The following is a 12,795-nucleotide window of genomic DNA, read 5'->3' as shown; positions in this document are numbered from 1 at the left end:
CCTTCATTCGGCACCTTCCAGCGCCAGCGCTTCCTGACCGGACAGAGATTCGGCATTCCCGGTGACACGGATCACGTCCATGATCGGCTCCGCACCGAAACTTTCCACCAGATCCGCCAGATCGGACACGGCGTTGGGCAGCCCGCAATTCCACGCGGCATGCGCGGCGATCGAGAGACTGGCGGGATGCAGCGCCATCGCCTGGATCTGCTTGGCCAGTTCCTTGGCGGTGAACCCCGTCTGGCGGATCGCGCGCGCGCCGCCCGCTGCAACGATTTCGCGCGTGTTGGCCGCCTGATGATCGTCCGTCGCGATCGGCAGGGGGACGAGGATCGCGGGGCGGCCCACAGCGGTCAGTTCGGCAATCGTCGAGGCACCGGCGCGGCCGACGAACAAGTGCGATTCAGCCAGGCGCCCGGCCATATCCTCGAAATAGGTGCCGAGTTCTGCCGGGATCTGGTGCCCGGCATAACGCGCGCGCACCGCTTCGATATCTTCGGGCCGGCATTGCTGGGTCACCTGCAACCGGTGGCGTAACGACGGCGGCAGCATCGCAAGGCCATCGGGAACGACATCCGCGAGGATCGACGCGCCTTGGCTGCCGCCCGTGACGAGCACGCGGAACAGCCCGTCTTCGGTGAATTCGGGGAATGGCTGCCCGCGCAGTTCGAGCACTTCGGGACGCACCGGATTGCCGACGAGGCGGACTTTGCTCCACAGCTTGGGATCGAGGCGGTCCACCGCATGGTACGACGTGGCGATCGCATCGACACGCTTGGCCAGCAAGCGGTTGACCCGGCCGAGCACCGCGTTCTGCTCGTGGATCACGGTCGGGATTTTGGCAGACGTGGCGGCGAGCAAGGCCGGCAGGGCCGGATAGCCGCCAAAGCCGACGACGGCCGACGGCTCGAAGCTTTCGAACAGCCGCAACGCCATCGCACGGCCCCGAAAGATCGCGCGTCCGGCGCGCAGCCACGACAGCGGCCCGCCCTTGAACACGCCGCGACCGAGCCGCCCGGCAGGCAGGACGTGCGCGGGCAGCGAGGCCGGCTTGCCCGGGATCTTGGCACCGCGCTCATCTGTCACCAGCGCAACGTGATGGCCGCGACGTTCGAGTTCCTGCGCCAGCGCGAAAGCGGGCAGCAAGTGCCCGCCCGTACCACCGGCGGCGAGGACATAGTGGCGTGATACGGCACTCATTTGCGCGTCAGCTCCGGAAACGACAGGGATTCGCGCGAAAGATAGGGATTGCGCCGCGTGATCGCGAGCAGGAAGCCCACCCCGAGCAGGAGCGCGATGGTCGATGACCCGCCGTAGCTGATCAGCGGCAGCGTCATGCCCTTGGACGGAAACAGCTGCAGGTTGACCAGGATGTTGATGAACGCCTGCCCCACCAGTTGCGCGGTCAGGCCGGCGGCGGCCAGGATCGTGAACAGGTCATCCTCGTCCACCAGACGCAGCAGCACCCGCACCGCGATGGCGCAGTAGACCATCACCACGATCGCGCAGACCACCAGCCCGAATTCCTCGCCGATGACCGAGAAGATGTAGTCGGTGTGCGCCTCGGGCAGCGCCATCTTGCGGCTGCCGAGCCACAGGCCCGCGCCGTTCCACCCGCCCGCCAGCAGCGTGCGCATGGCCAGATCAACCTGGTCGAACTCGGACCCGCCCGACAGGAAGTTGTCGATACGATGCGTGGCGTTCGGGTAGAACAGGTACGCCGCAATCACCACCGCGACCGCGCCGCCGATCGCCCACAGCACGCGCGTGATCGACAGGCCCGACAGCAGCACCAGCACGAACCACACCCCGCAGAACAGCATGGTCGATCCGAAATCGGGCTGGAGCATCAGCAGGCACCCGGTGAGACCGAGCAGTACCAGCGACAGCGACATCACCGGCAGGTTGGGATCGCGAACCCGCCACGACAGGATCCACGCCACCGCGATCGAGAACGCAGGCTTGAGGAATTCGGACGGCTGCAGGCTGAAGCCGATCCACAGCCAGCGCTTGGCGCCTTTGACCTCGCTGCCGATCACCGGGACCAGCAGCAGCGCCACGATCATCGCCGCGCACAGCAGGATCGCGAGGCGCCGTGCCGCCTCCTTGGGCAGCAGCGAGGCGATGAACATCGCCACCAGCCCCACCGTCAGCCAGCGCAAGTGGAGCCAGAAAAAGTAGAGATCGGAAAGCTGCTTGGTTGAAGTCGATAGGCGATGCGCGCTGGCCGGCGAAGACGCGGCGACCGCGACCACGCCGATCGCGACCAGCGTCAGGATCAGCGCCAGCAGCACGCGATCGATCTCGCGCCACCAGATCAGCAGTTCGCTGCGCCGGCTGCGGCGATAGCGCGAACCGGCGCCGACCACGCGCACGCCTCCATCGCGGGTGGTGGTGGTGACAAGGCGGGTGGGCGTGGTGTTCATGCGCGCGGCCCTCGTTGCTCGGCTATCAGCGCCTCGACGATCTGGCGGAAGGAATCGCCGCGCGCTTCGAAATCACGGAACTGGTCGAAGCTGGCGCAAGCCGGCGACAGCATCACGACATCGCCCGGTTGCGCCGCGACCATCGCCTGGCGCACCGCATCGCACATCATCTCGCTGCGTTGCACGGGCATCTGCTGTTCGAGCAGTTCGGCAAAGCGCGGTCCGGCCTCACCGATGGTGTAAGCGGCGACAACGTGATCGAAATAGGGTGCGCACTCGTCGAGCCGATCGCCCTTGGGCAAGCCGCCGACGATCCAGTGGACGCGCGGGAACGCCGCCAGAGCGGGCGCGGTCGATGCCGGGTTGGTCGCCTTGCTGTCATTGATGAACAGTACCCCGTGGTATTCGGCCACGCGTTCCATGCGATGTGCCAACCCCTTGAAGCTGGCCAGCGCCGGGCGCCATTGCGCTTCGCGCAGCCCCAGCAACGTTGCGATCTCGACCGCGATGGCGGCATTCTGGAGATTGTGCGGGCCTTGCAGCGATGGCCAGCCGGCCTGCCCCGTCAGCGTATCGGGATCGACGACATGGACCGTGCCTGGATCGCGCGCCGCCATGACCTCGCTCGCGATCTTCAGCGTATCGCGATCGCCGCGCCCGAACACCGCCTGCTGCCCGGCATGCTGCATGGCGAACAGGCGAGCCTTGGACGCGACATAGCCTTCGAACCCGTCGTAGCGATCAAGGTGATCGGGGCTGAGGTTGATCAGCGCCGCGATGTCTGCCGCAAGGTTGAGCGTCAGGTCGATCTGGTAGCTCGACAGTTCGAGCACGTAGACGCCGCCCGCCGCCAGTGGGTCCTGGCCCAGAACCGGCAAGCCGATGTTGCCACCCATGCGGCAAGGCAAGGCCGCGCTGCGGCACAAGTGGTGGACCAGCGCGGTAGTGGTCGACTTGCCGTTGGTGCCGGTGATCGCGACCACGCGGTGCGGCGGCAGGCTGGGGCGGGCCATGGCGAACAGCTCGATGTCGCCGATCAGCGGCACCCCGGCCTCGCGCGCGGCTGACGCGATCGGGTGGCGGTTCAGCGGCACGCCGGGTGACACGACCACGCCGTCGAACCCGGCGAGGTCTATCGACACCGGATCGCCGATCTCAGCGCGCCCGGCGACCAGTTCGCGCGCTTCCTCGCGGTTGTCCCACGCGGTGACCATCGCGCCGCTGGCCAGCAGCGTCTCCACGCTCGCCAGCCCCGACCGCGCAAGGCCGAGCACTGCAAAGCGCTTTCCGGCAAAGGCGGAGGAGACGATCATCGGACGGTCATCGCACCTTCAGCGTGGCGAGGCCGGCCAGCGCCAGCACGATCGACACGATCCAGAACCGGATCACGACGGTCGACTCCTTCCAGCCGAGCTGCTCGAAGTGATGGTGGATCGGCGCCATGCGGAACACGCGCTTGCCGGTGCGCTTGTAAACGAACACCTGGATGATGACCGAGGCGGCTTCGAGCACGAACAGGCCACCGACGATGGCCAGTACAATCTCGTGGTGCGCGGCGACCGCGATCACGCCCAGCGCCCCGCCCAGTGCAAGGCTGCCGGTGTCACCCATGAACACCGCAGCCGGCGGCGCGTTGAACCACAGGAACGCCAGCCCCGCGCCCATCACCGCGCCGCAGAAGATCGCCAGTTCGCCCACGCCGGGCACATGCGGGATGCCGAGGTAGTGGGCGTAATCCGCGCGGCCCGCCAGATAGGCGATGATCGCGAACGTGCCCGAGGCGATGATCACCGGCATGATCGCCAGCCCGTCGAGCCCGTCGGTCAGGTTCACTGCGTTGCCGGCACCCACGATCACGAACGCGGCGAACAGGTAATAAAAGGGCCCGAGGGGGATGTAGAGGTTGCTGAAGAACGGGACGTAGAGGTTGGTTTCGCCCACCACCAGCCACGCCGCGATTCCGGCGACGATGAATTCGCCCACCAGTCGCGCCCGGCCCGAAACACCGCGATGGCTGGCTTTGCGGACTTTATCGAAATCGTCGAGGAAGCCGATCAGACCGAACCCGATGGTGACCGCCAGGCACGCCCAGACATAACGGCTATTGAGATCCATCCACAGCAACAGCGACAGCGTCAACGCCGTGACGATCATCAGCCCGCCCATCGTCGGCGTGCCGCGCTTGGCGAGATGCGTCTGCGGGCCGTCCTCACGGATCGGCTGGCCCTTGCCCTGGCGCACGCGCAGCATGTTGATGAAGCGCGGCCCGATCAGCAAGCCGATGAACAGCGCGGTGATCAGCGTCGTTCCGGCACGGAAAGTCTGGTATCTGATGAGGTTGCTGAATCCCTCGAAATGCAGCCAGTGCGCCAACAGATAGAGCATTCAGTTTTCCCTGCCCGTCAAGGCCCGCACCAAGGCGCCCAGCCCGACAGAATTCGACCCTTTTACAAGGACGGCATCGCCGCCCTCGGCGCTTTTTCCGGCGAGGCATTCTGCGGCCTCGGCGGTCGTTGCCACATGCGCCACATCGATTCGCGCGGCAAGCGTTTGCGCGTCGTTTTTCCCCAAGGCTTCAGCAAGCGCGGCCATTTCGGTCCCGACCAGGATCACGCGATCGACCTTGGCGGTGCGCAACGGTTCCGCCAGTTCGGCATGATAGCGCGCTTCCGCCTCGCCCAGTTCCTTCATCGCACCCAGCACGGCGATCCGCCGCCGCGCGGGCGTCGCGCCCAGTTGCAGGATCGTTGCGCGCATCGAGGCGGGGTTGGCGTTGTAGCTTTCATCGATCAACAGCGCCTGGCCCGAACCGTCGCCGCCGCTGGCCGCGATACGGTGGCGCGCACCGCGTCCGGCAAGCCCTTCCATCTCGGCCAGGGCCAGACCTGCCGCGCCCAGATCGCCGCCGACCGCGCGCACGGCCGCCATCACCGCCAGCGAATTGACCACCCAGTGGGCGCCCGGCATGGCAATGGTGTAGCACACCCGCCGGTCACCCAGATCGGCCGTCACCAGCGTGCCGCCGCCCGGCGCGGGCACCGCATCGAGCAAGCGGACTTGCGCATGGGCCGCCAGGCCAAAGCCGATGACCGCGCCGGCATGGCGTTCGGCCTTGGCTCTGAGCCTGGCGTAATGGGGGCTGTCGGCAGGAATGATCGCGACACCGTCGGGCTCCAGCCCCTCGAAAATCTCGCCCTTGGCGTCGGCGATGTCTTCCTCGCCGGAGAAGAAGCCGATGTGGGCAGGCGCGATCGTGGTGACGAGCGCGACGTTGGGCCGCACCAGCCGGGTCAACGCCGAAAGTTCGCCGGGATGGTTCATGCCCATCTCGAACACGCCGAACCGGCTGCGCGCGGGCATCCGCGCCAGGCTGAGCGGAACGCCCACGTGGTTGTTGTAGCTTTTGACCGAGCGATGCGCGCGCCCCCGGCTGCCACGATCGAGCGCGGCGAACAGGGCTTCCTTGACCCCGGTCTTGCCCGCCGATCCGGTCACGCCGATGATCGCAGCTTCGGTGCGCGCACGCGATGCGCGGGCCAGTGCCTCCAGCGCGACAAACGTGTCGGCCACCAGCACGTGCGGCTGCGCGATCGGGCGATCCACCACGGCGGCCTGTGCACCCTTGGCAAAGGCGGCGTCGAGGAAACGGTGCCCATCCGATGCTTCGCCCTTGAGCGCGAAGAACAGGTCGCCCTCGATCACGTCGCGGGAATCGATCTCGACGCCCGAAACCTCGAACGCAGCGGACGCGACACCGCAGGTCGCCTCGGCGATTTCGGCGGACGTCCACAACGCCAATCCACGAACATCGGACGCATCGACGGGCCACTGCAACAGCGCGGGGTGGGCATTCATCGGCGAGTTTCCTTCTGCGTTGCGTCCCCTCGCGCAAGTGTATCCTGCCCCGGCCGGTCGTCTGCCGCAGCTGCTTCGCGCGCGACCTGAACGTCGTCGAACGGCAGCACGCGCATGGCATCGCCCGCGCCAACGATCTGGCCCTGTTCGTGGCCTTTGCCGGCGATGAGCACGATGTCATCGCGACCCGCATCCGCGATGGCGGCGGCAATGGCAGAGCGGCGGTCGCCGATCTCGGTCGCGCCGGGACAGCCCGCCAGCACAGCACGGCGGATGGCGGCAGCATCCTCGCCGCGCGGGTTGTCGTCGGTCACGATCACGCGATCCGATCCCGCCGCCGCGCTGCGCCCCATCTCGGGCCGCTTGCCTTCGTCGCGATCGCCGCCGGCGCCGAACACGGTGATCAGCCGGCCTTTCACATGCGGGCGCAGCGCGGCAATCGCCGCCTCGATCGCATCGGGAGTATGCGCATAATCGACATAGACTGGTGCACCGGCGCGGTTGATCGCCGCCCGCTCGAGCCGCCCGCGCACCGGCTGGAGCCGCGCCAGCGCATCGAACACCTGCCCCGCATCGCCGCCGCTCGCCAGCACCAGACCGGCCGAGACCAGCGCGTTGGCGGCCTGGTAGCCCCCGATCAACGGCAGCGCGATCTTGCGCGTGGTGCCGTCGTGCTCGATCTCCAGCGTCTGGCCAAGCTGCGTGGGGGTACGGGCGAGCAGACGGACCCCCGTCCCCTGCTCGCCCACCGTGAGCAGCCGCAACCCCCGTTTGCGAACATGCTCGCAAGCGCGTTCCGACCAGGCATCGTCCGCCCAGACCACCGCCGTGCCGTCATCGGCCACGACTTCGTCGAACAGCCGCATCTTGGCCGCAAAGTAATCGTCCATCGTCGCGTGGTAATCGAGATGATCGCGGCTGAGGTTGGTGAACGCGCCCGCCACCACGCGCAGCCCTTCGTTGCGGTACTGCGACAGGCCATGGCTCGACGCCTCATACGCGACGTGGGTCACGCCCTCGCGTGCCAGCCCGGTCATGTTGGACAGGAACGTGACGATGTCGGGCGTGGTCAGGCCGGTCGAGATCGATTCATCGGCGGTGGTCACGCCCAGCGTGCCGATCGAGGCGGCGGGGTGCCCGCCCATCCGCCAAATCTGGCGGGTCATCTCGGCGGTCGAGGTCTTGCCGTTGGTGCCGGTGACTGCGACGATGGTCTGCGGCACGGGGGTGAAGAACCGCGCGGCCAGCAGGGCAAACGCGCGGCGCGGTTCCACGTCGGCGATATGCTCGGCCCCCGCAACGACCGCGTCGGGCGCCGCGACGATCGCGATCGCACCAGCGGCGATGGCGGCGGAAATATAGTCCTCGCCATTGAAGCGGGTGCCGCGAAATGCGCCGAACACCGTGCCCGGGGCTACCTTGCGGTGATCGATGGCGAAACCGGTGACGATCTCGTCGGCGTTGGCGGTGACGGAAAGGCCTGCGTCCTGCGCCAGCCGACCCAGTTTCATTCGCCCTCTCCGTTGCCGACCAGCGGCGAGAGATCGGAAATGTCGATGTCGCGCGTGCTGTCGGGATTGATGCCCAGCAGCGGGCCGATGCGCGGCACGACCCGGCCCACCACCGGCGCGGCGTTCCACGCGGCGGTGCGCTGGCCCGACGTCGCCTGCGTGCCTTGCGGCTCATCGAGCATGGCGATCACCACATAACGCGGCTTGTCCATCGGAAAGGCGGCGGCGAATGTCGCGATGAGGTTGGTCTTCTGATAACCGTGTGCACCCGGCTTTTCTGCCGATCCGGTCTTGCCGCCCACGCGGAAGCCCGGCGCATTGGCCTTGCGGCCGGTGCCGTCGGCCACGATCATGCGCAGCAACTGGCGCATCCGCGCGCTGGTCGATGCTTTGAACACGCGCCGTCCGGCCGCCGCGTGACCCGGCTCGACCTTCATCAGCGTGGCCGGGCGCCACACGCCGCCGTTGACCATCGCGGCATAGGCCGCAGCGAGGTGGAGCGGGGTCAACGCCACGCCGTGGCCATAGCTGACCGTCATCGTGGTGATCCGCGCCCAGTCGCCGCGCGGCCAGATCGGAAAGCCGCGCGCCGGCAGTTCGATGAACGGCCGTTCGTTGAAGCCCAGTTGCATCATCGTGGCCCGCAATGCCGGGCCGCCCAGCTTGTCGGCCACTTGCGCGGTGACGATGTTGGACGAATGGATCAGCGCCTCGGGCACATTGAGCGACGCGCCGAAGCTGTGGCTGTCATGGATTTGATAGCCCCCGATCTGCAGCGGGCGCCCCGAAGGATAGCGCACCGACAGGTCGGTGACGACGCCGGCGTCGATGGCAGACGCGATGGTGATCGGCTTGACCACCGATCCCAGTTCGTAAACCTGGTTGGTGACGCGGTTGAACACCAGATCGTTGTAAGCCAGATCGCTGCGGTTGGGGTTGAACGAGGGCAGCGATGCCAGCGCGACGACTTCGCCGGTATCGACATCGAGCACGATCCCGGCCGCGCCTTTGGCGTTGCTGTCGGTCATGCCGCGCCCAAGCTCGTCTTCGAGCGCGCCCTGCACGCGCATGTCGATGGCCAGCGCCGTGGGCATCCCGCGCAGCGCGGGATCGTTCAGCCGCTGGTCGAGCACCTGTTCCATGCCGACATGGCCGTGGCCGGTTTCATCGACGAACCCCAGCACGTGCGCGGCGAGCGACCCTTGCGGGTAGAACCGCTGGCTTTCGCGCGGGAATTCCAGCGCCGGCTCGCCCAGCGCGAAGATGCGGTTGGCGTCCTCGGGCAGCATGCGGCGGCGCAAGTAGCTTGGCCGGTCGGACTTCAGGCGGCGCAGGAAATCGTTGTAATCGCCGTCCGGAAAAATCTGCATCAGCGCAGTCGCGATTTCCTCGGGCGTCTTGACCAGCGGGCTGCCACCTTCCGCGCCGAACGCCTTGGGATTGTACCACAGCGCATACGCGGGAATGGCGCGGGCCAGCGGCGATCCGTTGCGATCGACAATGTCACCGCGCGGCGGCAGCAGCGCCTCGGCCATGCTGCGCGCGTCGGGCGCGGGCTCGAACAGGCCGAGCTGCGCGATCCGCAGCAGCGCGGCCAGCGTGGCGAACATGAACAGCGCCACCACCACCAGCACGCGCACTTTGGCGGTGACCAGCGAACGCTGGCGTTCGTTCGCCAGTTCCACGCGACCCGATGCGATAGCGGCCTGGGCGGTCATCGCGTTCACTCGTGGCTCTCCTTGTGAGAGGTGGCGGGACGGGCCGAAGCCAGCTTCTTGCCATCATGCGCCGCAGCATGGTGCGTAGAAGCGTCGGAACGATCGGATTTGCCTGCGCCCGCGGCCTTGTGCTTGCCCGTGGCGGCCGACTTTTCCCCATTCTGGCGGTCGACCCCGCCAAGGTGGGCCGCAGCGTTATGCGAGGCGGTTTCGCCATCTGACCGCTCGACCGTCGACAGGCGCTTGCCCAGCGCAGCGGCGGCGGCGGCGTGATCGACCAGCGGAGTGCGTTGCGCATCGCCCGACAGCGCCGGCTTTTCGTCGGCCGCCGTCATGCCATTCAGGGCCTTGCCGGTCAGCGGCGAAACCATCGCCGGGAAAGCAGCCTGTGCGGCCACGCTGTCGTCGGCCGACGCCACCCGGATCGGCGCGGGCGCATCGGGTCCTGCCGGCTTGCCCAGCGCGGCGAGCTGGCGCTCGTTTTCCAGATACTGACCCGACGTCGGCGCGACATAGCCGAACTCCACGTCGTTCCACGCTTTCAGCTGCTGCTGGTTGGCCCGCGTTTCGAATTCGGTTTCGAGGTAGGTTTTCTGCTGACGCAGCGCGACGATCGTGTTTTCGGCGTGCCGCACCTGGCTGCGCAGCGCATTGACGCGGAACGCCAGCACCAGCACCAGCGCCGCGCACAGGCCCAGCAGCGCGAACCAGCCGATCGAGCGCATACGGTTGGGGCTCAGCATCATGCCGCGCTCCTCGTGCCGCGTGACGAACCGGTGTCGCGTGCCGGGGCGGCGGTGCGCGAAGCCCAGCGCAACGTGGCCGACCGCGCGCGCGGGTTGCGCGCCTGTTCGGCCTCGCCGGGGCGGATCGCGGGCGAAGGCTTGTCGAAACGGGCAGGCTCGGTCGTGGCGGCCATGGGCACATGCCGCGATCCGCCACCCTGCGATCCGCTCGCCTCGCGCAGGAACTGCTTGACGATCCGGTCCTCGAGGCTGTGGAAGCTGACCACCGCCAGCCGCCCGCCGGGCGCGAGCAGGCGCTCGGCCGCCGCCAGTCCCTCGACCAGTTCGTCCAGCTCGCCGTTGACGTGGATGCGCACCGCCTGGAAGCTGCGCGTCGCCGGATCCTTGGGCGCGCCGGGGCGATAGCCAAGCGCCTTGCGCACCACATGCGCAAACTGACCGGTGGTTTCCAGCGGCCGCGCGGCCACGATGGCGCGGGCGATCCGGCGCGACTGCCGCTCTTCACCGTACTGATACAGCACGTCGGCGATCGCCGCTTCATCCGCTTCGTTGAGGAAATCGGCGGCGCTGGGCCCCGACTGCGACATGCGCATGTCGAGCGGGCCGTCGGACGAAAAGGCGAATCCGCGCGCCGCCTGGTCGAGCTGCATCGAGCTCACTCCAATGTCGAACACCACGCCCTGGACATGGGCGATCCCGGCCTCCGCCAGCCCTTCGACCAGTTCGGAAAAGCGGCGGGCATGGAGCACCAGCCGCGGCGCTTCGCCTCCGCCGGACGTCTGGGCTTCGGGCCAGCGGGCGCCCGCCTCGATCGCGTCGGGATCGCGATCGAACGCATGGACGGTGGCACCGGCCTCAAGCAGGCGGCGCGTATAGCCGCCCGCACCGAACGTCGCGTCGATGATCACCGCGCCGGGAACCGGCCCCAGCGCTGCAACCACTTCGTCGAGCAATACGGGAATGTGCGGGACGGATGAGAGGGCTGCGGTCATTTGCGCCGCCCCTTGCCCGCAGCCGCTTCGGCCATCAGCGCGCGGCAGCTGGCCTGCGCCGATTCCCAACCTTCGCCGATCGCCAGCAGGCGGTCCGGGCTCCAGATCGTGAACGAGCTGCCGCCGCCGTGAAAGTACAGCGCATCGCCCACTTCGCGGCTGTTGCCGAGGTGTTCGGGCAGCACGAACCGGCCCGATTCATCGAACGAGGTCGGGGTAAAGCCATAAAGCTGGCCTTCGCGCGTGGTGCGGTTGAAGGTTTTGTCGCCCAGCGCCTTGGCCATGTCGAATTCGCGTTCGATCTGCGCTTCGAATTCATCGACCCGCGACAGGCCGAAACCAACGAGGCAGGGCAGTTCGGCGTGGAGATCGAGGCACAGCGTCCGCTGGCCGTCGGAGGAATTGCGCACGGTGGTCCGGAAGTCGGCAGGGAGCACGAAGCGGTTCTTTTCGCCGCGTAGCGAAAAGCCATGCCCCCAGTACTTTACCGGCCCTCCCGCCACGCCGTTACCCCGTCCGCGAAGAACTCCCTCTGCTCGACCCGCGCCCGCGCGCGGTTCGACCCATCCCCCGCGGATGTGATCTGGAGTCCGTCCCGATAGCCAGAATGCTTAACGCGGGACGGGGCGGGAGCAAAGGGGAAAATACGGGAATATGTGCACTACTTCTGAATCATATCCATATTTTCAGATGCACAAGGTTAACGCGATTGCTTTGTATTCCAAATGTTCTCGTGGACTCGCGACGCCATTGCGGGGATTCGTGCGGATTAGTTGAAATGACCGTGATGGCGGCCCGCAGTTTCCCGCTGGGCCCGCCCATTCGACCGCAAGCGATCAGTCGGCGAACGCTTCTTCGAGCAGCGCGCCAAGCGCCGCAACGCGCGCGGCAGTGTCGTCGGCCGGTTCCAGCATGGCGGCATCCGCCACGATCAACGCCCGCCCCCGGCCGATGCGGCAACGCGCGACAAGACCGTTCGCAGCGATCGCACAGTGCGCATCGAAGCCGCCTTGGCGCAGCGTCAGTTCGCCGGGCAGGTTCACCGGAATGGCGCCGGGCTGCACGCTATGTTCGCCCGGCACGCGGGTTTCGTCGAACAGTAGTTGCAGCCCCCATCGCGCCAGGATCGGCGAGAGCAGCGCGATGTCCTGCGGGCGTCGGCGATCCCCCGGCGCAAACGCGCTGTCCCATGTCAGCGCGGGATCGACGAACAGCAGCAGCCGGCCTCCGCCGCGCAGCCATGAATCGAGCGCGACGTTTTCAGCCGGGCTCAGCGGGCGCGGCTGCGCGATCAACAGCCGATGCGGCAGCCGCAAACGATCGAGCGTATCGAGCGCAGACGGGCGATAGCGCCGCTCCAGCGCCAGCTTGGCCCAATGCGGCGGACCGGGCGACGCCAGCTGCTGCGCGACGCCATCCGCTTCGTTCCACAGGATCGGCAGGCTGGTGAACAGGCCCAGCTCAGGGCGGTCATCCGGCCCCGGTCGCGAGCTGGCCAAGGCCATGCCGAGCCATCCCGCGCACGCGATGGCCAGCAGCGCAACGAT

At 67.6% G+C, this 12,795-nt stretch carries 11 protein-coding genes; all 11 read right to left on the bottom strand.

From position 1 onward, the window contains the following. Window positions 1–3: 3 nt before the first annotated feature. Window positions 4–1,200, bottom strand: a complete 1,197-nt coding sequence (murG, locus tag NL2_RS04255) for an undecaprenyldiphospho-muramoylpentapeptide beta-N-acetylglucosaminyltransferase (protein WP_068072047.1) — start codon at window positions 1,198–1,200, stop codon at window positions 4–6. Next, window positions 1,197–2,426 carry an FtsW/RodA/SpoVE family cell cycle protein gene (locus NL2_RS04250; protein ID WP_084355856.1) on the bottom strand — a complete coding sequence of 410 codons (1,230 nt, stop codon included), beginning with the start codon at window positions 2,424–2,426 and terminating at the stop codon, window positions 1,197–1,199. Before NL2_RS04250 ends, murG begins: the two co-directional genes overlap by 4 nt. Further along, window positions 2,423–3,739, bottom strand: a complete 1,317-nt coding sequence (gene murD, locus NL2_RS04245; RefSeq protein ID WP_068072046.1) for a UDP-N-acetylmuramoyl-L-alanine--D-glutamate ligase — start codon at window positions 3,737–3,739, stop codon at window positions 2,423–2,425. The genes NL2_RS04250 and murD overlap by 4 nt, the downstream gene beginning before the upstream one ends. Window positions 3,740–3,746: 7 nt before the next feature. Further along, the gene (mraY, locus tag NL2_RS04240) at window positions 3,747–4,811 is read right to left on the bottom strand and encodes a phospho-N-acetylmuramoyl-pentapeptide-transferase (protein ID WP_068072044.1); all 1,065 of its coding nucleotides are present in this window, start codon (window positions 4,809–4,811) and stop codon (window positions 3,747–3,749) included. Next, window positions 4,812–6,281: a UDP-N-acetylmuramoyl-tripeptide--D-alanyl-D-alanine ligase gene (locus NL2_RS04235; protein WP_068072042.1), complete on the bottom strand. Its 1,470-nt coding sequence runs from the start codon at window positions 6,279–6,281 to the stop codon at window positions 4,812–4,814. Beyond that, complete coding sequence (locus tag NL2_RS04230; RefSeq protein ID WP_068072041.1) at window positions 6,278–7,792, bottom strand: UDP-N-acetylmuramoyl-L-alanyl-D-glutamate--2,6-diaminopimelate ligase; 1,515 nt, start codon at window positions 7,790–7,792, stop codon at window positions 6,278–6,280. The genes NL2_RS04235 and NL2_RS04230 overlap by 4 nt, the downstream gene beginning before the upstream one ends. After that, on the bottom strand, window positions 7,789–9,510 hold the full coding sequence (locus NL2_RS04225) for a peptidoglycan D,D-transpeptidase FtsI family protein (protein WP_068072541.1): 1,722 nt from the start codon (window positions 9,508–9,510) through the stop codon (window positions 7,789–7,791). The genes NL2_RS04230 and NL2_RS04225 overlap by 4 nt, the downstream gene beginning before the upstream one ends. Before the next feature lie 5 nt (window positions 9,511–9,515). Next, on the bottom strand, window positions 9,516–10,256 hold the full coding sequence (locus tag NL2_RS21520) for a hypothetical protein (RefSeq protein WP_174522588.1): 741 nt from the start codon (window positions 10,254–10,256) through the stop codon (window positions 9,516–9,518). Then, on the bottom strand, window positions 10,253–11,248 hold the full coding sequence (gene rsmH / locus NL2_RS04215; protein WP_068072040.1) for a 16S rRNA (cytosine(1402)-N(4))-methyltransferase RsmH: 996 nt from the start codon (window positions 11,246–11,248) through the stop codon (window positions 10,253–10,255). Before rsmH ends, NL2_RS21520 begins: the two co-directional genes overlap by 4 nt. Continuing rightward, window positions 11,245–11,751: a division/cell wall cluster transcriptional repressor MraZ gene (locus tag NL2_RS04210; RefSeq protein ID WP_068072038.1), complete on the bottom strand. Its 507-nt coding sequence runs from the start codon at window positions 11,749–11,751 to the stop codon at window positions 11,245–11,247. The genes rsmH and NL2_RS04210 overlap by 4 nt, the downstream gene beginning before the upstream one ends. A gap of 333 nt (window positions 11,752–12,084) precedes the next feature. After that, entirely contained in the window at window positions 12,085–12,753 is a 669-nt protein-coding gene (locus tag NL2_RS04205; RefSeq protein WP_068072037.1) for a Gldg family protein, read from the bottom strand. Window positions 12,754–12,795: the final 42 nt, after the last annotated feature.

Source organism: Novosphingobium lentum NBRC 107847 (assembly GCF_001590965.1).
Taxonomy (GTDB): Bacteria; Pseudomonadota; Alphaproteobacteria; order Sphingomonadales; family Sphingomonadaceae; genus Novosphingobium; species Novosphingobium lentum.
This window is presented reverse-complemented; position numbering and strand designations above follow the sequence as displayed.